The sequence below is a fragment of the Paenibacillus donghaensis genome (genome assembly GCF_002192415.1).
Lineage (GTDB): Bacteria > Bacillota > Bacilli > Paenibacillales > Paenibacillaceae > Paenibacillus_AQ > Paenibacillus_AQ donghaensis.
In genome coordinates this window covers 6105044-6123413 of sequence record NZ_CP021780.1, presented here as the reverse complement: position 1 = coordinate 6123413, position 18370 = coordinate 6105044, and the positions used below count along the sequence as shown (strand labels likewise).

The 18370-nt window shown below is 54.0% G+C and carries 15 protein-coding genes; 9 read left to right on the top strand and 6 right to left on the bottom strand.

Annotated elements, in window-relative coordinates:
- Positions 1–60: 60 nt before the first annotated feature.
- Positions 61–1254 carry an oxalate decarboxylase family bicupin gene (locus B9T62_RS27720; protein WP_087920456.1) on the bottom strand — a complete coding sequence of 398 codons (1194 nt, stop codon included), beginning with the start codon at positions 1252–1254 and terminating at the stop codon, positions 61–63.
- A 191-nt stretch (positions 1255–1445) separates the two neighbouring features.
- Between B9T62_RS27720 and B9T62_RS27715 the strand changes: the two genes are divergently transcribed.
- The 3 genes from B9T62_RS27715 (at position 1446) to B9T62_RS27705 (ending at position 4789) form a co-directional block, all read left to right on the top strand.
- Positions 1446–3002 carry a hypothetical protein gene (locus tag B9T62_RS27715; protein WP_087918225.1) on the top strand — a complete coding sequence of 519 codons (1557 nt, stop codon included), beginning with the start codon at positions 1446–1448 and terminating at the stop codon, positions 3000–3002.
- On the top strand, positions 2995–3393 hold the full coding sequence (locus B9T62_RS27710) for a YidH family protein (protein ID WP_245864093.1): 399 nt from the start codon (positions 2995–2997) through the stop codon (positions 3391–3393). The genes B9T62_RS27715 and B9T62_RS27710 overlap by 8 nt, the downstream gene beginning before the upstream one ends.
- Before the next feature lie 121 nt (positions 3394–3514).
- Complete coding sequence (locus B9T62_RS27705) at positions 3515–4789, top strand: Nramp family divalent metal transporter (RefSeq protein ID WP_087918224.1); 1275 nt, start codon at positions 3515–3517, stop codon at positions 4787–4789.
- 123 nt (positions 4790–4912) lie between these two features.
- Here B9T62_RS27705 and B9T62_RS27700 read toward each other — a convergent pair whose 3' ends face one another.
- From B9T62_RS27700 to B9T62_RS27690, 3 genes are all read right to left on the bottom strand, one after another.
- Positions 4913–6223: an ABC transporter substrate-binding protein gene (locus B9T62_RS27700; protein ID WP_087918223.1), complete on the bottom strand. Its 1311-nt coding sequence runs from the start codon at positions 6221–6223 to the stop codon at positions 4913–4915.
- A 152-nt stretch (positions 6224–6375) separates the two neighbouring features.
- A complete protein-coding gene (locus B9T62_RS27695; RefSeq protein ID WP_425436708.1) occupies positions 6376–7215 on the bottom strand; it encodes a carbohydrate ABC transporter permease in 840 nt (279 codons plus the stop codon).
- Positions 7212–8102, bottom strand: a complete 891-nt coding sequence (locus B9T62_RS27690; RefSeq protein WP_087918221.1) for a carbohydrate ABC transporter permease — start codon at positions 8100–8102, stop codon at positions 7212–7214. The genes B9T62_RS27695 and B9T62_RS27690 overlap by 4 nt, the downstream gene beginning before the upstream one ends.
- A gap of 107 nt (positions 8103–8209) precedes the next feature.
- Here B9T62_RS27690 and B9T62_RS27685 point away from each other — a divergent pair, with 107 nt between their 5' ends.
- The 6 genes from B9T62_RS27685 to B9T62_RS27660 all read left to right on the top strand — a co-directional run bounded on the left by B9T62_RS27685 (position 8210) and on the right by B9T62_RS27660 (position 15320).
- The gene (locus B9T62_RS27685) at positions 8210–10087 is read left to right on the top strand and encodes a sensor histidine kinase (protein ID WP_087918220.1); all 1878 of its coding nucleotides are present in this window, start codon (positions 8210–8212) and stop codon (positions 10085–10087) included.
- On the top strand, positions 10065–11654 hold the full coding sequence (locus tag B9T62_RS27680) for a response regulator transcription factor (RefSeq protein WP_087918219.1): 1590 nt from the start codon (positions 10065–10067) through the stop codon (positions 11652–11654). Before B9T62_RS27685 ends, B9T62_RS27680 begins: the two co-directional genes overlap by 23 nt.
- Before the next feature lie 89 nt (positions 11655–11743).
- Positions 11744–12379, top strand: coding sequence for a GntR family transcriptional regulator (locus tag B9T62_RS27675; RefSeq protein WP_087918218.1), 636 nt, complete (start codon positions 11744–11746; stop codon positions 12377–12379).
- Between the two features lie 199 nt (positions 12380–12578).
- A complete protein-coding gene (locus B9T62_RS27670) occupies positions 12579–13715 on the top strand; it encodes an ABC transporter ATP-binding protein (protein WP_087918217.1) in 1137 nt (378 codons plus the stop codon).
- Positions 13712–14368: an ABC transporter permease gene (locus B9T62_RS27665; RefSeq protein ID WP_087918216.1), complete on the top strand. Its 657-nt coding sequence runs from the start codon at positions 13712–13714 to the stop codon at positions 14366–14368. Before B9T62_RS27670 ends, B9T62_RS27665 begins: the two co-directional genes overlap by 4 nt.
- Before the next feature lie 40 nt (positions 14369–14408).
- Entirely contained in the window at positions 14409–15320 is a 912-nt protein-coding gene (locus B9T62_RS27660; RefSeq protein WP_087918215.1) for a glycine betaine ABC transporter substrate-binding protein, read from the top strand.
- Positions 15321–15407: 87 nt separating this feature from the next.
- Here the strand turns inward: B9T62_RS27660 and B9T62_RS27655 are convergent, their stop codons facing one another.
- Together B9T62_RS27655 and B9T62_RS27650 are read right to left on the bottom strand one after the other, a co-directional pair.
- Positions 15408–16796 (bottom strand): sensor histidine kinase, encoded by a 1389-nt coding sequence (locus B9T62_RS27655; protein ID WP_087918214.1) that lies wholly within the window; start codon positions 16794–16796, stop codon positions 15408–15410.
- 69 nt (positions 16797–16865) lie between these two features.
- Positions 16866–18344 (bottom strand): FG-GAP repeat domain-containing protein, encoded by a 1479-nt coding sequence (locus B9T62_RS27650; RefSeq protein WP_087918213.1) that lies wholly within the window; start codon positions 18342–18344, stop codon positions 16866–16868.
- Between the last annotated feature and the right edge of the window lie 26 nt (positions 18345–18370).

Genomic DNA, 18370 nt, shown 5'->3' with positions numbered 1-18370 from the left:
AAACAACGTCCCGCCGCAGGCCCGGAAGGCGACCTGCGGCGGGACGTTCTGTTCTGGGCGTCACTTCCCCGGATACTCATATCCGGAGAATCTGACGACCGGCCATTTGACTGTGCGCAGCGCGTCAAGCACCTCCGGGCCAACCTTCAGATTGCTGGCCACCAGCTGGGAAGGCGTAAGCGCCATCCACTGGGTCAGGGAGACATCCTCGAAGCGGTCGCTTTTGAACATTTCCAGGAACCACAAGGAATCCTTGCCGGTGTTCTGGATGTAGTGGCCGAAGGCAAACGGAACATAACCGACATCGCCGGCTCTGTAGTTGAAGGTGCGGGCGGCGCCGTTGCCGGCAAATACGGTCATGCGGCCTTCTCCGGTCAGGTAATACTGCCATTCATCGTTGTTCGGATGCCAATGCAGCTCCCGCATACCGCCCGGCTCAATCTCGACCAGTGCGGCAGCAATGGTCTTGGAGATCGGGAAGTTGGAGGAATCGACGATCCGCACGCTCCCGCCCGGCGTCTTCAGCGGCGGCTGGGCCAGCAGCTCATGCTTGAAGCTGAGCGGAATCTCTCCATAAGGAGAATGAACCTGCTGACTCTGCAGTGTGCCCGGCACCTGATCCTGGTAAATGTACACCTGATCCGCCGGAATGGCATTGAAGGCTTCCTGTGGTACGCCGAAATTGGCAGACAATACTTCCTTCGGCGTGTGGGCAAACCAGTCGGAGATGGATAAGGTATTCAGGTCGGAGAAGCTGCCGTCATCAAACACAAGCAGGAACTCGCAGCCATCTTCCAGACCCTGAATCGAGTGTGGGATGCCTGGCGGGAAATACCACAGATCGCCGGGGCCTATATCGGCAATGAAATTGCGGCCATTCTGGTCCACGGCGGTAATTCGGGCGTGGCCCAGCAGCATATAGGACCATTCTGCCTGCTGGTGCCAATGCAGCTCGCGAACGCCGCCGGGGGTCAGGCTCATGTTCACCGCAGCAAGGGTGGTGGCTATCGGCAGCTCCCGTTCAGTAACTTCCCTGGACCATCCCCCGTAATTGAGCTGCATATGGGCATCCGAGAAAGAGAACTTGAGGTTCGGCACAAGCCCGTTATCCGTTACCGGGGGAACGAACATATCCGGGTTCTCCAGGTCGCGCATCACATCACGCGGGCCTTTATCGACTCCACCGGCTCCGTCACTGCGGATCGGCTGAGGCACCTTAAACGCAGCAGAGTTATTCTTTGCTGAAGAATCTATGGTTTCCACTCCTCCCGAAGGTTAGTTGTGAATAAAATACTCCAACAGATTATATGCGGACGAATGTGTTTTATGAAGAATTGTAGCGGCGGGTAAACGGGTTGACATCGAATAACTGATCATAGATGCTTATTGCAGCAGGGCAGTATAATGGATAACGTTTGAAATCAAAGAGAGCAGGGCTGGAAATTATGACAATCGAAGGACTGACGTACTATCGCTTCAGTGAAGCGCCGATTTGGGAGCTGCAGCGGGCTTATTTCGAGCAGCAGGGAATGAAGGCCTGGGATAACGACCAGGTTCCGCAATATATTACCAGCAATCCTATGATCGCTACGGCGTATGCCGAGATGATCTTTGGATTGCTGCAGGACCGGGCAGCGGCGGGCCATGTGTCGGAGCCGGTCACTATTCTGGAGCTGGGGGCGGGAACCGGGCGTCTGGCGTTCCATGTGCTGAGCAAGCTATGCGAGATCAGGGATTATGCGGGCCTTCCGCTGCCTCCCTTCAGATATGTATTAAGCGACTTGCCTTGGCTGAATATCGCCGGCTGGCAGCAGCAGCCGGGACTGAAGAAATTTGTAGAGCAGGGAATCCTTGATTTTGCCCGTTTTGATGCGGTGGAGGATGAGGAACTGCGGCTGACCGAAAGCGGGATCACGATCAAGCCGGGTGATCTGGCACAGCCCTTGCTGCTGATCGCCAATTATTTTTTTGATAGCATTCCGCAAGAACTGATCTATGTGGATGAAGGCAAAATCTTTGATTGCGAGGTTGCGCTGCAATTCCCCGAGGCTGACGAAGGTGGGGACCGGCTGGAGCTGCTGAAAGAGATCACACCGCAGTATCATTACCGCCGTGCTGCCGGATATGAGCAGCCATCCTATGCCTATCATGAAGTGATCGCCCATTATCGGGAGCAGTTGGAGGATTCGCATATTCTCTTTCCTGAAGTAGGTCTGGCTTGTCTGCAGCGGCTTAGCCGCCTGTCCGCAGCCGGGTTTGTATTGCTAACGGCGGATAAGGGAGATCATCGGCTCGACAACTGGAAGTTTGCAGCGCCGCCGGAGCTGATCCACCACGGCAGCTTCTCGCTGACGGCCAATTATCATGCGCTGGCTTACTTCTTCGGGACACAGGGGGCGGTATCCCTGTTCACGGCTCATCACTATAAAGACTTGAACGTAGGCTGTATTCTGATGCTGCCGGAGCCACAGCGGTATGCCAATACTAGGCTTGCTTACCGGCGGTTCGTGGAGCGCTTCGGACCGGATGATTTCTTCAGCCTGAAGGAATGGGTCGACCCGCAGCTGGAAGAGATGGAGCTGAGACATATCCTGGCCTTCTGGCGACTGGGCGGCTATGATGCCGAATTCTTCATTCAGAGTGCCGAGCGGATCTCCGGCCTGCTGGAGGAGGCCTCGGATGAAGAATTGCTGGACATAGAGGGTGGGATTCAGCAGATGTGGGCTGGGAACTATACGCTGGAAGGCGGTTATGATCTGGCGCTGGACTGCGGCCTGCTGCTGTTCGAGATGAACGTATTCAGCGAAGCGCGGCTGTTTCTGGAGCGTTCACTGAGCAGCAGCCCATCCGAAACCGTCTCGACGGTGTTCTACACTTTGGCAATTTGCAGCTATGAGCTTGGAGCAGAGGAAGCGGCAGTGGAGTATACGCGCAAGGCTCTGGCCCTGGAGCCGGAGCATGAAGAGGCGCTGGAGCTGCTGGAGGCACTGCAGAATGGATAGAGATGAGGCGCATACGATGGAGGGGATGATGACGCAGATCGATGAATCGAAGCTGGTACAGCAGCATCTGGCGAATGAGAGAACCTACCTGGCGTGGATACGCACAGCCATTGCCCTGGTAGGGCTTGGCTTCCTGTCTGCAAGCATTGTGTTCAGATCGGTGATTTACAGCGAAGTGGGCCTGATCATCGCAGCAGTTGTAGCGGTGTTTGCGGTTCTGCTCGGGGGCGTACTGGTCGCATTGGCCACGCGTGACTATATGCGGAAGCGGGAGGATATCAACCAAGGACATTTCCGTTCCGCGGTGCGGATGATCCGGATGATCTTTTATTTCCTGATTGTAATTCAGCTGTTGCTGCTGGTACTGGTAGTTCTAATGCTGCAGTCTTGAAAATACCATTGAAAGCATATTTACAATTTTCATTAATCATATTATAATCTAAATATAAAGTTGCACACGGGAAACATTCATGTGTTAAGACAACAATTGTCAGGCAAGAGGAGGGGTTATCATGCTGGAACAAGCTGCAGCAGAACATAAGAATTCAGTCTCGGCTCAGGCTGTACTGAATGGAGATATCAAAGGATTTCGCAGATTGCTGCCCTTTCTGGGGCCGGCATTTATTGCTGCCGTGGCCTATATCGATCCAGGCAATTTCGCTACCAATATTACAGCAGGCTCCAAATACGGATATATGCTGCTATGGGTCATTGCGGCGTCCAACCTAATGGCTGTGCTGATCCAGTCCTTGTCCGCCAAACTCGGCATTGCCACCGGCAAGAATCTTCCCGAAGTGGCGCATGAGCGGTTTCCAAAAGGGGTGTCGATCTTCCTCTGGATTCAGAGTGAGCTGGTGATTATTGCTACCGATCTGGCAGAGTTTATCGGCGCCGCGCTGGGGCTGTATCTGATCTTCGGCATTCCGATGCTGCCGGCGGCATTGATTACGGCAGTAGGGTCATTCGCCATTCTGGAGCTGCAGCGCCGCGGGTACCGTTCGCTTGAAGCAGGTATCGCTGCTATGGTCTTGATTGTGGTGCTGGCTTTTGCTTTCCAGGTCATTGTAGCCCAGCCGGAGTGGGGCGCCGTTGCTGCAGGAATGGTAACCCCTCAATTTGAGGGCATAGACAGTATTTTGCTGGCCGCAGGCATATTGGGCGCAACCGTTATGCCACATGCGATCTACCTGCATTCCTCACTGACACAGAAACGTGTCGTAGGCATTAACGAAGCTGAGAAGAAGCAGATATTTAAGCTGGAATTTATCGATATTATGATAGCCATGGTCATTGCCGGAGCTGTAAATATGGCGATGGTGGTTGTCTCGGCAGCGCTCTTCTTCAAGAACGGGCTGGTGGTCGAGGATCTGGATGTAGCCTTTCAGCAATTCGGCCAGCTGGCAGGTCCGGTAACGGCTATCTCCTTCGGGCTTGGGCTGCTGATTGCCGGGTTGTCCAGCTCTTCTGTCGGTACGATGGCAGGCGATGTGGTGATGCAGGGCTTCATTAACAAAAGAATCAACCTCTACCTGCGCCGGGCCATTACGATTATTCCGCCGCTGGCCATTATCGCTTATGGGGTCAATCCGACCCGTGCACTGGTAGCAAGCCAAGTGGTGCTTTCCTTCGGGATTGCGTTTGCCTTAATCCCGTTAATTATCTTCACCAGCAACCGTGCCATTATGGGTGGCCTGGTAAACCGTCGGCTGACCTCCGTCCTGGGCTGGACCATCTCCGGGCTGGTCGTAGCTCTCAATCTATTCCTGGTTGTGGAAATGGTGGTCTGAACTTCAACCCGTATGCAAGCAGAACAAAAGTCCAGCTCCGAGTCACGTGCAGCCAAGAAGCTGCCGGACCGGGGGCTGGACTTTTGCATACCCTGCGAGAGCAGGGGGAGCACAACTTACTGTCTATTGCTTAACAATATCCTGGACCGCCTTGTCGAGCTTCTCCAGCAACTGATCATGGTTGATCTGGTCGCCAAGGTACTCCTGCATCGCGGCACCGAAGCCCTGGGTTACGCCGTCAGGGAACATATCCCAGTTCCAGCCCAGTGCGGTAGCCGATTTCTCCTGCACTGCCACAGCGACCTGGCCGATGTCCTCGGCATTGGTTTCAATATTGCTCTCTGCCGGAATGAACTTGAATTCCTTGGTCAAATATTGTTTGCCTTTTTCCGAAGAAACCATCCAGTTCAGGAAAGCCTTGGCTTCTTCAGGGTGAGCCGATTTGCTGTTGACGATATAGTTGTTAGGAACGCCTACCAGAATCGTACCTTCCTTATCGCTGATGGGCAGGGGGAGAATGCCAAGATCCAGTTCAGGATCAATCTTGTCGATATCGCCCTGGGTCCAGTTGCCCTGCAGCATCATTGCAGCTTTGCCGGAGCCGAATTCGGCTACCTGGGTGGCATAGTCGGTAGTGACCTTGTTATCCTGGGCATTGTCAAAAATAACATCCACCAGATCCAGCCACTGCTCAAACACGGCATTGCCTTTAATCGTCTGCTTACCGGCTTTGACATCTTCGATGAACTGCTTCGGATCTTCCTGATTCGCCATGCCCACATTCACCAGATGAATCCCCATCGACCACCACTCATTAGTCGCTTCGAACGGTGTGATGCCGGCGGCCTTCAGCTTCTCGGCAGCTTCCTTCAGTTGCGGCAGCGTCTTCGGCTCCTCGGTGATGCCCGCTTGCTTGAATAATGCCTTATTGTAGATCAGGCCGTAGCCTTCAACGTTCATCGGCATGCCGTACAGCTTGCCGTCCACCGTAGCCGGAGCCTTGGAGGTAGGAATCAGATCCTTGACCCAAGGCTCGCCCGACAGATCGGAGGCCCGGTCCATATAAGGGACCAGCGCGGTGTAGCCGCCGTTGTTGAAGATCTCCGGCTCCGAACCGGAGGCGATTTCCGCCTTGAGCAGCGCGCCGTAATCCTCACCTCCGCCATGCGTCTCCACTTCTACCTTGACGCCGGTTTCTTTCTCGTATTCCTCAGCCAGCGCATTCAGCTGTTCGGCGATTTCCACCTTGAACTGGAACATCTTGATCGTGACATCCTTGGCCGGGGCTGTCGTAGCTTCCGGGGAAGCCGCTTCGTTCTGTGGAGTGTTGGTAGCGTTCACATTTCCTGTGGAGTTAGTATTGTTACCGTTGCCGCAACCTGCGATAATAAGAGTGCAAACGATTGCCATTGTAAATCCAAGTCTTTTCCTCATGGGTATAACCCTCCCTGAACAATTTATAATACCTATGGCCGCGGTCCCTTTCGGGATGGCATAGCCAGGATAACTGGTTCCTTATGATCGTAATGCAAGCACAGCTTAACTTAAACTTAATATTTTGCCCAAAAAAGTGGAGGATATTGCAGCTAGCCCTTAATCGAGCCTGCGGTGACGCCTTCAACAATGTACTTCTGCAGGGTCAGGAAGAAGAGCAGGATAGGCGTTACCGCCAGGACAAGGCCCGGCAGGGCAAGATCCCACTTCTTAGTATACTGTCCAAAAAACTTCGTTACCGCCACCGGAAGGGTGGTCAGATCCTTGTTGCCCCCAATCACGAGTACCGGCAGCAGATAGTCATTCCAGATCCACAGCGTATTGAGGATGATCACAGTAACGACAATCGGCAGCAGCAGCGGGAACACGATCCGGAAGAATACGCCGTACGGATTAGAGCCGTCCACACGGGCCGCTTCCTCCAGCTCGAAGGGAACCGTCTTAATGAAGCCATGGAATAGGAAGACCGACAGCGGCATCCCGAAGCCCAGATAGCAGGCCACAATGCCGTACAATTCGCCGCGCAGCTCCAGAATGCTGGTTACCCGCACAAGCTGCAGCATCAGCGACTGGAACGGGATAATCATCGCCGAGATCAACAGCATGAACACGAATGAATTGAAGCGTGTCGGCTTTCTGGCGATCCGGTAGGCGGCCATGGAGCTGAAGAGCACAATGAAGATGACGCTCAGTACCGTAATTTGCAGCGAGCTCCAGAAGGCCTGCGGGAAGTCGATCGCTTTCCAGACCTTCGAATAATTCTCCCACAGGAAGACCTGTGGGAAGGAGGCGGCGTCCACCAGAATCTCCTTGAGGCTCTTGACCGAGTTCGTCAGCACCAGGTAGAAGGGGGAGAGGAACACAAGCGCGAGCAGGATGGCGGCAATCTCCAGAATAAAGGTGCGGGAACGATATCTGCTGCTGTTCATCAGGCGGACACCTCTTTTCTTTTGGTCAGCCAGACCTGGGTGATCGTAATCAGCGACACGGCGAAGAAGAAGAGCAGCGCCTTGGCTGTACCCAGCCCGTAGCGGTTGTTGATCAGGGCTTCGGCATAAATGTTATAGGCCAGTGACTGGGTGGAGGTGCCCGGACCGCCTTTGGTCAGCGACAAGTTAAGGTCGAACATTTTGAAAGCGTTCGAGGTGGTCAGGAACAGGCAGATGGTGATTGCCGGCATGATTAGAGGCAGATAGACGCTTTTGAACAGCTGGGGGGCGCGTGCTCCGTCAATCTGGGCAGCTTCCACAAGATCCTTGGGAATTCCGGCCAGTGCCGCGATGTAGATCACCATCATATAGCCGGCAGTCTGCCAGACGAACACAATGACAAGGCCCCAGAAGCCGGTACCCGGCGTGCCCAGCCAGGGCAGCTGGAAGAAATGGATGCCGGTGAGCTCGCCGATGGTGGCGAAGCCTTTGGTGAAGATGAACTGCCAGATGTACCCGAGCAGAATACCCCCGATGACATTGGGCATGAAGAAGATGGTCCGCAGCAGCTTCTTGGTCTTCAGAGCCGTCATAAGGATGAAGGCCAGCAGTAGAGCAAGTACATTGGCTGCCACCACGGATACGGCAGTGAAGCGGAGTGTGAAGGACAGTGACTCCCAGAATTTATCATCATTCGTGAAGATCCGCATCCAGTTGGCACTGCCGGTCCAGACCGCTTTGTCCAGATCAAGGCCGTTCCAGTCGGTGGAGGAATAATAGAAGCCCAGGATAAAGGGCATGACCACAATGGTCAGAAAGAAGACAAGACAAGGTCCCAGGAAGATCAATTGCTGGTCCCAGCCTCTTGGCAAACGCAGAGCTTTTCTCATATGGTGTCTCTCCTTCTTCGGTTTTGATTCCATTATAGAAAGAGCGGCGGAGGCTCAACACTCAATTTCATGTTTATAAAAGTGGATTATATTGCAGGAGGTCCAGCATGTTCAGGAACAGCATCCGTACCCGGCTGATGGCGCTTGTGCTTCTCGCTTCCGTCATTCCGTCAGCAATTTCCGTCACCTTCTCTTATCTGTATACGAAGCAGTCGGTCACCGAGCAGTCCGTGAAGCAGAATACCAAGCTGCTGGCGCTTGGCGAATCCAATCTCAGTAATTATCTTAGCGACATGAACCATCGGGCCATGTCTTTGTACAGCGGCATTAACGTGCCCGGGTCGTTCTACACAGCGATGCTGATCGCCAAAGACCCGGAGAAGGTTGCCCCTGGCTCTACCGTCTCCGACAACCGGGCCATTATTTCTACCCAGCTCTATAACCTGTTTCTCTCGGACCAGAACACCTTTCAGATCCATCTGTTTGTGCGGGCCCAGCTGCAATCGAACCTGCTGCTGGGCGGACTGTTCCGCCAGCAGCGGAACACAGCTTATATTCCGCCATCTGGTTCGGGCGATTCTTACAAGCCCTTTGTGGAAGTTACGCATCTGGATCATCAATATGAGGTGAAGTCGGGATTCCCGAATCTGAAGCCGGGTACTGTGCCTGTATTCACGGCACATTTTCCGATCTACCGCACGCCCAGCCAGGAGGTGTTGGCTGACCTGTCGATTGATTTCCAGTTGGAGGGGCTGGAGCAGATTGCCAAATCGATGTATAATTCGGACACGGAACGTCTGTATATGCTGAATGAGCAGGGACAAGCGCTTTATGCTTCCAGTCCCGACTGGGTCGGCCAGCCTGTGACTGCCGGCTGGAGTCAGCTGCCCAGAGATCAGGACAATGGCCATTTCAGCTGGAAGAATGACGGATTCGAGGGAATTGTGATGTACCGGCACATCAATGATCCACTGTTCAAAGGCAGCATTATCAAGCTGGTACCGTATGAGGATCTGTACGGCGCTGCCCGCCTGATTACCCGATTCAACATGGGCATCGGCGTGCTGTTCCTGATTCTGGGCGGCATTTCAGCCGTACTGATCTCCATCGGCTTCACAAGGCCGATCAAGAAGCTGATTTCTTTTACCCAGAAGGTGCAGATCGGCCAGCTGGATGCGTATGTGGATGCGGAGCGCCAGGATGAATTCGGGCTGCTGACACGCAAGATTACCGATATGACGAAGACCATCAATAATCTGATTGTGAAGGAATATCGCCTGGAGCTTGCCAACAAGACCAACCAGCTGAAGGCGCTGCAGGCCCAGGTGAACCCTCATTTTCTCTATAATGCCCTGCAGTCGATAGCCAGCTCATCCCTGCGCTACAATGCCCCGAAGGTATACGATCTGATCTATTCACTCGGCAGCATGATGCGTTATTCCATGAATACGGAGCGGACTCAGGTGCCGCTCGGGGATGAGCTGGAGCATGTGGGGAATTATCTGGTGCTGCAAAGGGAGCGGTTCGGGGAAGAGGAGCTGCGGCTGAGTATTGAAGCGGCTGAGGATGTGCGGGAGATTGTGGTTCCGAAGATGATCCTGCAGCCGCTGGTGGAGAATATATTCAAGCACGGGTTCGCGGATGGTATCCGTAACGGGCTGATCCTCATCTCCTGCACCGTGGATGAGCAGGAGCGGCTGATCATCGCCATCACGGATAACGGCAAAGGCATGACCACTGAACGTCTGGAGGCGATCCGTGCCGGACTGGAGCGGTCAGACAGCAGCAGAGCCGGAGCGGACTTGGAGGAGATCGGCCTGCGCAATGTGCTGGCCAGGCTACGGCTGCAGATGAGTGAAGCGGCGCAGCTAAGGCTGGAAGGAGAAGAAGGGCAGGGACTTCAGGTTACATTAATCATTCCACGAAACGGCAGCTTAGCTGCATCGGAAGGAGGGGACGAGCGTGAAGGTATTGATCGTGGATGATGAGCGGCATGTGAGGGAGGCGATCCGCTATTTCGTACCTTGGGCGAAATATGGGATCACCGACATCCGTGAAGCGGCCAACGGACAGGAGGCGATCGAGGAGATCCGCATGCAGCAGCCGGCCATTGTGTTCACGGATATGCGGATGCCGCTGCTGGACGGAGCCGAGCTGCTGGAATGGCTGCACGAGTATTCCCCGCATACGAAGACGATTGTGATCAGCGGCTACCAGGATTTCAATTATGTAAAGCCGGCGATTGTATACGGGGGGACGGATTATCTGCTTAAACCGCTCAACAGCAAGCAGCTGATTGCCGCCGCCGAGCATGCCTTTCAGCTGTGGCTGGCCGAGGAGCAGGAGCGGGAGCAGGACCGCCGCCGGAACATGCAGCTGAATATTCTGCGTCCGGTATACTGGGATAAGGTGCTGTCCGATCTAATCAACGGAGGGGCTTCCTTTGCTGAGATTGCCCCATTGTTGACCGCAGAGCTGGGGATGCCGATCGGAGCGGAATCTTGCAGGATTGCCGTAATCTCCCTTCAAGGAGCAGGCTGCCGTCTGCTGCAGCGGTTCAGAGGAGATCTGTCGCTCACCTCCTATGTCATGGCCAATGTGTGCAACGAATTTCTGGCGCCGGGAAGCTGTGGATTTGCTTTCCGGTATTGGCAAGGCGGGGCGGATATTGTGATCCTGTTCTGGGATGCTGTGCAGCAGGCTGAAGCCCAGCTGGAACGGATCAATGAGGCTGTACAGTTGGCTTACGGTGTTCAGGTTGACATCGGACTCAGTGGACTGAACAAGTTCCCGCAGCAGCTCCAGCAGGCTTTCGGGCAGGCTGGGCAAGCGTTACGGGAACGCAATGTGCTGCAGGGAACAGGCAGAATTCACACCTGCCGGGAAGAGGTTCCAGCAGCGAGTGGGTCTGTTCAGGACTACGCCATTGTTGAGTCCGGATTGGAGAAGCTGCGGTTGGCCGTTCTCACCGGTGAGCAAGACCGGATGAATCAGGTCGTGGAGGAGTGGGCAGAGCGGCTGTCCGGGCTGACGGTGCTTACCGAGAGCAGCCTGCAGAGCATGCAGGGACAGCTCGCCGCGGTGTTGAAGCGCTGGCGGCCGGAGGTGGCAGTGGCTCTGGAAACTTGTTATGATGAAGAAGGTCTGTTCTCGCCGGCAGGATGGAGTGAAGGGCTGAAGGCGCTGCTGCAGCGGCTTTCCAGAGAGAATCGGCTATCGGAGAATGCAGACAGCAAGATGGTGATGGAGATTCGGGACTACCTTGATCAGCATTACGATCAGGAGATGACGCTTCAGCATATCGCCGAACGTTTTTTCATCAGCCGGGAGAATGTTTCGCGCAAATTCAAGCAGATCACAGGGGAGAATCTGTCTGATTACTTAACGGGTTTAAGAATCGACAAGGCCAAGCTGCTGCTGCAGAATACGCCTATGCGGCTGTCGCAAATATCCGAGTTGGTGGGTTATGAGGATGAGAAATATTTCAGCCGGGTCTTCAAGAAGGCTACCGGGCAGACTCCACGGGAATATCGCAAGCTGGGAGAGAACTGATTTCTGCTTCATTTGAAGCGGCAGACAAGGTATACGTAAGACGTATTCAATACTTCATATAGACTTATACACGGAGGTCAAGGTAGACGATGTCTATGCAGGAGATGGCTGGTTACAAATCAATAGCTCTGGATATTGCGCAGAGGATCGTGAGCGGTGAATTTACCGTGCAGAGTAAGCTGTCCGGGCGTTCGCTGCTGGCAGGGCAATACCATGTCTCCCCGGAGACCATCCGCAAGGCCATGGGACTGCTGAAGGATGAGGGGATTGTCAGTGTCTCTCAAGGGAAAGAGATTATTGTCCTGTCGGATCACAAAGCGCTTGATTATATCACCAGGAATAATTATCTGAAGTCGGCGTATTCGCTGAAGCAGGATCTGCAGCAGCTGCTGCAGGACAAGAAGGAAATGGACCGCAAGTTTGAGAAGCTGCTGACCGAGATTGTGGAGGCGTCTGACCGGCTCCAGAACCTGAAGCCGTATCATCCGGTGGAGATTACCGTCCGAGAAGGTTCACATGTTGCCGGCAATACAATCAGTGCCCTGCAGTTCTGGCAGAATACGGGGGCCACAATCATTGCATTGCGCAGAGAGACGAACGTTACCATCTCCCCAGGGCCCCACGTCATTTTGCGGGCAGGTGATGTTCTGGTACTAGTAGGGGATGAGAAAATGTACCAGCGAACGACTATGTTTATCAATGGTGATTCAGGCCATACTATGTAGCAACAGGTCGTTAACAAGGGTTATCCAAGGGTATTGTAAACCTGGATAACCCTTTTTTGTGAAGTTGATTACCAAAATAATACATACAACCTATTGGAGTGAATTAGGTTGTATGTTAGAGTCTTTGTTGTTATAGTGTAAGGTACTCAGTCTTCTGAACGGTGATATGAGATCAGAACCAATAGATAAGGAGCATCCAATGCTAAAATTTGAAGGAGTAGGCAAGACATATGCCAGCGGTTTCGAAGCCGTGAAGAATATCAGCTTTGAAATTACAGCCGGGGAAATACTGGTGCTAATTGGTCCCAGCGGCTGCGGCAAGACGACAACCATGAAGATGATCAACCGGCTGATTCCCCACACCTCCGGCACCATTACATTGCACGGCAAGGATATTACCCAGGAGAATGTGGTGACGCTGCGCAAGAACATCGGTTATGTCATTCAACAGGTAGGCTTGTTTCCCCATTACACGATTGAAGACAATGTGGGTCTGATTCCAGAGCTCAAGGGATGGGATACCAAACGAAAAAATGAACGGGTGCTGGAAATGCTCCGGCTGGTCGGACTTGACCCTGAGGTGTTTGCCAAACGGTATCCGAAGCAGCTGTCCGGTGGACAGCAGCAGCGAGTAGGGGTGGCACGGGCACTAGCCGCTGATCCAGAAATTGTGCTCATGGATGAGCCGTTCGGCGCTCTGGACCCGATTACCCGTGAACAGCTGCAGGACGAGCTGCTGCGGCTGCAGCAGGAAGTGAAGAAGACCATCGTCTTCGTGACGCATGATATGGATGAAGCGCTGAAGCTTGGCGATAAGATCGCCATTCTGAAAGCCGGAGAGATTGTTCAACTGGATACGCCATACGAGCTGCTCAGCAACCCTGCCAATGATTTCGTGGAGTCCTTTATCGGACGCAACCGTATCTACCAGAACCCGGAATATATTCCGGTCACTGAAGTGATGCGTGACAACCTCTCCACCAGTCTGCCGAGCCGTTCACTCGCCAAGGCGCTCACCTTCATGCGCCAGCGCAAGACAGAGACGGTGCTGGTGTGCGATGAGCATGGGCTGCTGCTGGGGATTGCTTCGGCTTATGAAGTCGCCGCGAAGATGGAGACTGCACGTACCATTGAAGAGATTATGACTCCAGTTGCGATAACACTGCAGGATACGGCGACCGCAAGAGATGCGCTGGGCCTGATTACCCAGGCTCCATTTGGTATCCTTCCCGTAATCAACGCGGAGGGCCGGATCAAGGGCTTAGTTACCCGGGGCAGTCTACTTACAGCGTTCGCTTCCCAATGGGAAGGCGACACGAAGGAGGAGACAGAATGAAGAATCAATCCCTTTGGCAGCAGCTGATGTACCAGCTGGATATCCGCAGAGCAGATCTGCTGCATTCCCTGGGCGTACACATTCAGCTGGTATTTCTGTCCATGCTGTGTGCCGTAGTTGTGGGCATCGTTCTCGGCATTATGATTACTCGTGTCAAACCGTTGAAAGGGGTAACGCTGGGAGCCGTCGGCATCCTGCAGACGGTTCCCAGTCTGGCGATGCTGGGCTTCATGATTCCATTGTTCGGCATCGGACTGAAGACCGCTGTAGTGGCACTGTTTCTGTATTCGCTGCTGCCGATTGTCCGCAATACCTATACAGGAATCACCGATGTGGATCAAGCGATTGTTGAAGCAGCCAGAGGCATGGGGATGACAAACCGACAGATTCTGTTCCGTGTGCAGCTTCCGCTGGCGCTGAGCGTAATTATGGCCGGCATCCGCACTGCTGCCGTAATCAATGTGGGTACGGCTACGCTGGCGGCGTTTATCGGAGCGGGAGGCCTGGGCGAATTTATTTTCCTCGGGATTCAGCGTAATATTGATGCACTAATCCTGCTCGGGGCGATTCCGGCGGCGCTGCTTGCGCTTGTGCTGGACTATTTGCTGGGCTTGCTCGAGAAGGTGACAACTCCGAAGGGTCTGAAGGTCTAAACGGAACGGTACAGATCAGATAAATAGAAGGGGAGAGAACATGAAGATTAAAAAAATAATGATATACACCTTGTTCACAGCTCTGCTGGGCACGATTCTGGCCGGATGCGGCGGCAATTCGAAAGACGGGGCGGCAGGCGGAGGTTCAATCACTATTGGCTCGAAGAACTTCACCGAGAATGTGCTGCTGGCCCATATGATGGCAGACCTGATTGAAGACCAAACCGATATTTCCGTCAAACGCCAGATGAATCTGGGCGGCTCCAATGTAGCCTGGACGGCGCTTGAGAATAACGAGATTCAGCTGTTCCCTGACTATACCGGCACCATTGTAGCAAATTATTATCAGGAGAAAACCGGTACCTCGGAGGAATCTCTGGCCAAGGCCAGGGAGCTGGCAGGGGCGGATGGTCTGATTTTTCTGGAGCCGTTCGGCATTAACAATACGTATACCTTGGCCGTTACCCGCGCCACTGCGGAGAAATACAGCCTGAAGACCTTCAGTGATCTGGCCAAGGTATCAGCCGACATGGTGCTGGGCGTAGAGTTTGAATTTCTTGACCGTGAAGACGGCTATCCTGGAATCAAGAAGCTTTACGGCATGAATTTCAAGGAGAGCAAGGGCATGGACCACGGGATTATGTACCGCGCGATTGATGACGGCGAAACGGATGTTACCAACGCTTATGCCACGGACGCACAGATCAAGGTGCATGATCTGGTTATCCTGGAGGATGACAAGGAATTCTTCCCGCCTTATGATGCCGGACCGGTCATCCGCCAGGAGACCTTGGACCAACATCCGGAGCTTAAGGAAGTGCTGAACCAGATGGGCGGCGTGATAACGGAAACAGAAATGCAGGATCTCAATGCCAAGGTGGACGTCGATGCCCTGAAGGAAGAGGATGTGGCACGTGATTTTCTGATCAGCAAGGGATTGATTAAAGACTAGAGCATCATAGGTTGACAAGAGACTGTGGGGGATTCCCCACAGTCTCTTTGTGTGCAAATATAGCAAAGCCGTTTCTGCTTGATACAGCTAATACAAAAGCGGCAGCTCCACCCTGACAGTGGTACCTTGACCCAGCACGCTCGTGACCCGCATGTGGCCGTGATGCTGCTCGATGATCTCCTTGCAGATGGCCAGCCCCAGGCCGCTACCCGATTGGCGGGAACGGCCTTTGAAGAATTTCGTTCCAAGTAGCGCGAGGTCTTCCGGCCCGATGCCTTCCCCGGTGTCGGCAATTTCGATGATCACCCACTGGTCCTGAACAGAGGAGGTAATCCGAATCACTCCTTGCACCGGTGTGAACTTCAAGGCATTATCGAGCAGATTGACGAATACCTGCTTCAGGCGGTTGAAATCGCCGCTCACGGGCAGCGGCGAGTCATCCAGCTGTGCAATAAGATCAATCTGTTGTGCCTGTCCACGATACTTGAACTGTACCAGCAATTCATTAAGCATGCCGCGCAGCTCATAGGGCAGCAGCTCCAGCTTCATTTCCCCGGCCTGGAATTTCGAGAAGTCAAGCAGATCCTCGACCAGCCCGATCAGCCGGTCCGTTTCGCCCGTAATGACCTTCAGCCCTTGGAGCGTCTCTCCAGTATCGGCCAGATCGCCTACCAGCAGAGTTTCTCCCCAGCCCTTAATTGAGGTGAGAGGCGTTCGCAGCTCATGGGTTACGGAGGATATGAAGTCATATTTCATTTTTTCGCTTTTGGCCAGCTCCTCGGACATATAGTTCAGCGTGACCGCAAGGGTGCCGATTTCATCGTTGTGCTGCTTATCCGCGCGGATACTGAAATTGCCGGTAGCCATCTCCTTGGCAATTCCGGTCAGCTGCTGAATGGGGCCTACGATCCGTTTGGCAATGATCAGGCTGAGCCCGAAGCCGAAGGCGATCACCAGCAGGCCAACCAGTCCGGCATTCAATGCGATCCGCAGGATCACATCGTAGAGCGGCTCTGCCGAGACCGAGAAGCGAAGAATGCCGATCGTGCCGCCGGATTCCTTAAGCGCTACCGAAACGGCCAGAATGCGTTCACCTTCCGTAGGGTTGAAGCGCTGGTAGGTGCCTTTGCCCCCGGAGAGGGCAGACTTTACGTCAGGGGTCATGACCGGCTCGGAGCTGGAGAAGCCGAACGAATTAATGATGACCCGGCCCGTCGGGTCCAGTACCTCGACCTTGCTGCTCTCTTCGGGAGAGAGGTTCTCCAGAATATATCGGGCCCGTTCCTGAATGGAATAGCCTTCGAGATATTTATTGAAAAAGGTTGCTGAGGTGGTTGCCCGTGAAGTCAGCGTATCCGTCGCGGTGCCCAGGTAATAGGTATGGATGGCGCCGATAAACACGCCCTCCAGCAGCAGGACAATTGTCAGCAGGACGATGGTAATATAGACAGTAAGCCGCGATCTGATTCCTTTCATAAATGCTTGTACCCTCCACCGTAAACCGATATTCCATCGTTATGCATCCTGTTGCCCTTCACGACCGGTCTAATACGCTGTATCCGTCTCCGGCAGTGAACCGGCCAGCTGCCGCACCTCATCGAGTGTCAGCAGCCGTTCTCTATAGGCCTGCAGCGCCGTGCCCTGCAGGCCGCCATCCTCGGCGGCAGATGGCAGAATGGCCACCAGAACGGAAGGCGTCGCCGAATCTGCCGGATTTGGCAACTCATACAGCAGGGTATACTCCGCCTTCTCTGCAAGCAGAGATGCCTCCGTCTGTGCCCAGGCTTGTTTGCTGACCATACGCAAGGTCAGCAAGGGAACCGGCTTGCCGGTATCTTCATTGAAATCGTTAAACTTCACCATAGTCCACGGCTCATTTGAACCCTTGGCGAGTTCGAGCGAGTAATGGCCTGTCCAGGATTGCGGAATATGGAAATTGTAGCCCCAGCGGTCAAACCGCTCCTCCACCGGACGCAGACGGGAACGGCCATCCCACTGGTAATATTTGCTGATGAACGGCGTAGCCAGCGGTGCTTCAGCCTCCAAGCCAACCGGAGGAACGAGGAACCCCACTTCGATAATGCCGTCGCTGTTGACATCCCTGCTGTACAGCGGGTAATCCTTGCCGGCCATCGTGTTGGCGCCTAGGACGCCATCGGTCTTGAAGCTGGGCTGAAGCACAATCTCCTGGCTGGCTGCAAGCTCATCTTTATAAGTATAAACGTCTGCTGCAAGTATATCAGTAAAATGGTCATTATCCCAAGTCAGCAGGGCAGTATACGAAGAATGCGCACCTACGGCTGCTTCAACAAACAGGCCGTTGCCTGTGGGCGAAGCTTGCCCGTAATTCACCTTCAGAATGGTGCCGTTGATCCGTTCCTCCGATAGCACCTGCGGCTGGCCTTTGTCGAACTGGTACAAGCTCAGCTTCGATTCCGGCTGCACGTCTGTAGTCGCAACGCTCTGGAAGAGCGCCACCTGCTTCCGGCCGGTGCCGGTCAAATCCCCGGCGATCATATAATCATAGGGCTGCTTCAGCAGCTCGGTGAGGTTGCCCTCCTTCAGAGTGTAGACTGCCAGTTCCTTGCTGAGGCCTTCACCGCCGCCGAAGCCCAGCAGCACATCCGCCGCCCCGTCCCCAGTCACATCGCTGAATTGGACGAGATCCAGTTCACGGCCTATGCCAGTGACAGTGGTAAGCTTCTTCCACGTCCCGCTCGATTGCGACAGGATCAAGGCATTGATTTCATAGTCGGTTTTATCCGTTTTGTAGAAAGCGATAATCTCATCCTGTCCATCCTGATCGAGATCTTGCAGCTGGATGGCGCTGCCGGCCTCCGATTGGACCGGAACGGTCAGATGGGACTGGGCAGGCAGAAAAGGATTGACGATTCCGGTAATGGTCCCGTTGGTTTTGTTCTGTTCAGGGGCGCGAAGCAAGTCCCCCGGAGTTTTGACGGCGCTGCAGCCGGAAATAAACAGTGTGAGCAGCACCAGGGTAGTCCATGGTTTATATAAACGCATCAGTATAATCTCCTTTTGAGCTTTCT

Coding starts and splice junctions, on each gene's coding strand:
- B9T62_RS27715 (WP_087918225.1), top strand. CDS start 1,446: ATGACAATCGAAGGACTGACGTACTATCGCTTCAGTGAAGCGCCGATT.
- B9T62_RS27710 (WP_245864093.1), top strand. CDS start 2,995: ATGGATAGAGATGAGGCGCATACGATGGAGGGGATGATGACGCAGATC.
- B9T62_RS27705 (WP_087918224.1), top strand. CDS start 3,515: ATGCTGGAACAAGCTGCAGCAGAACATAAGAATTCAGTCTCGGCTCAG.
- B9T62_RS27700 (WP_087918223.1), bottom strand. CDS start 6,223: ATGAGGAAAAGACTTGGATTTACAATGGCAATCGTTTGCACTCTTATT.
- B9T62_RS27690 (WP_087918221.1), bottom strand. CDS start 8,102: ATGAGAAAAGCTCTGCGTTTGCCAAGAGGCTGGGACCAGCAATTGATC.
- B9T62_RS27685 (WP_087918220.1), top strand. CDS start 8,210: ATGTTCAGGAACAGCATCCGTACCCGGCTGATGGCGCTTGTGCTTCTC.
- B9T62_RS27675 (WP_087918218.1), top strand. CDS start 11,744: ATGTCTATGCAGGAGATGGCTGGTTACAAATCAATAGCTCTGGATATT.
- B9T62_RS27670 (WP_087918217.1), top strand. CDS start 12,579: ATGCTAAAATTTGAAGGAGTAGGCAAGACATATGCCAGCGGTTTCGAA.
- B9T62_RS27665 (WP_087918216.1), top strand. CDS start 13,712: ATGAAGAATCAATCCCTTTGGCAGCAGCTGATGTACCAGCTGGATATC.
- B9T62_RS27660 (WP_087918215.1), top strand. CDS start 14,409: ATGAAGATTAAAAAAATAATGATATACACCTTGTTCACAGCTCTGCTG.
- B9T62_RS27655 (WP_087918214.1), bottom strand. CDS start 16,796: ATGAAAGGAATCAGATCGCGGCTTACTGTCTATATTACCATCGTCCTG.
- B9T62_RS27650 (WP_087918213.1), bottom strand. CDS start 18,344: ATGCGTTTATATAAACCATGGACTACCCTGGTGCTGCTCACACTGTTT.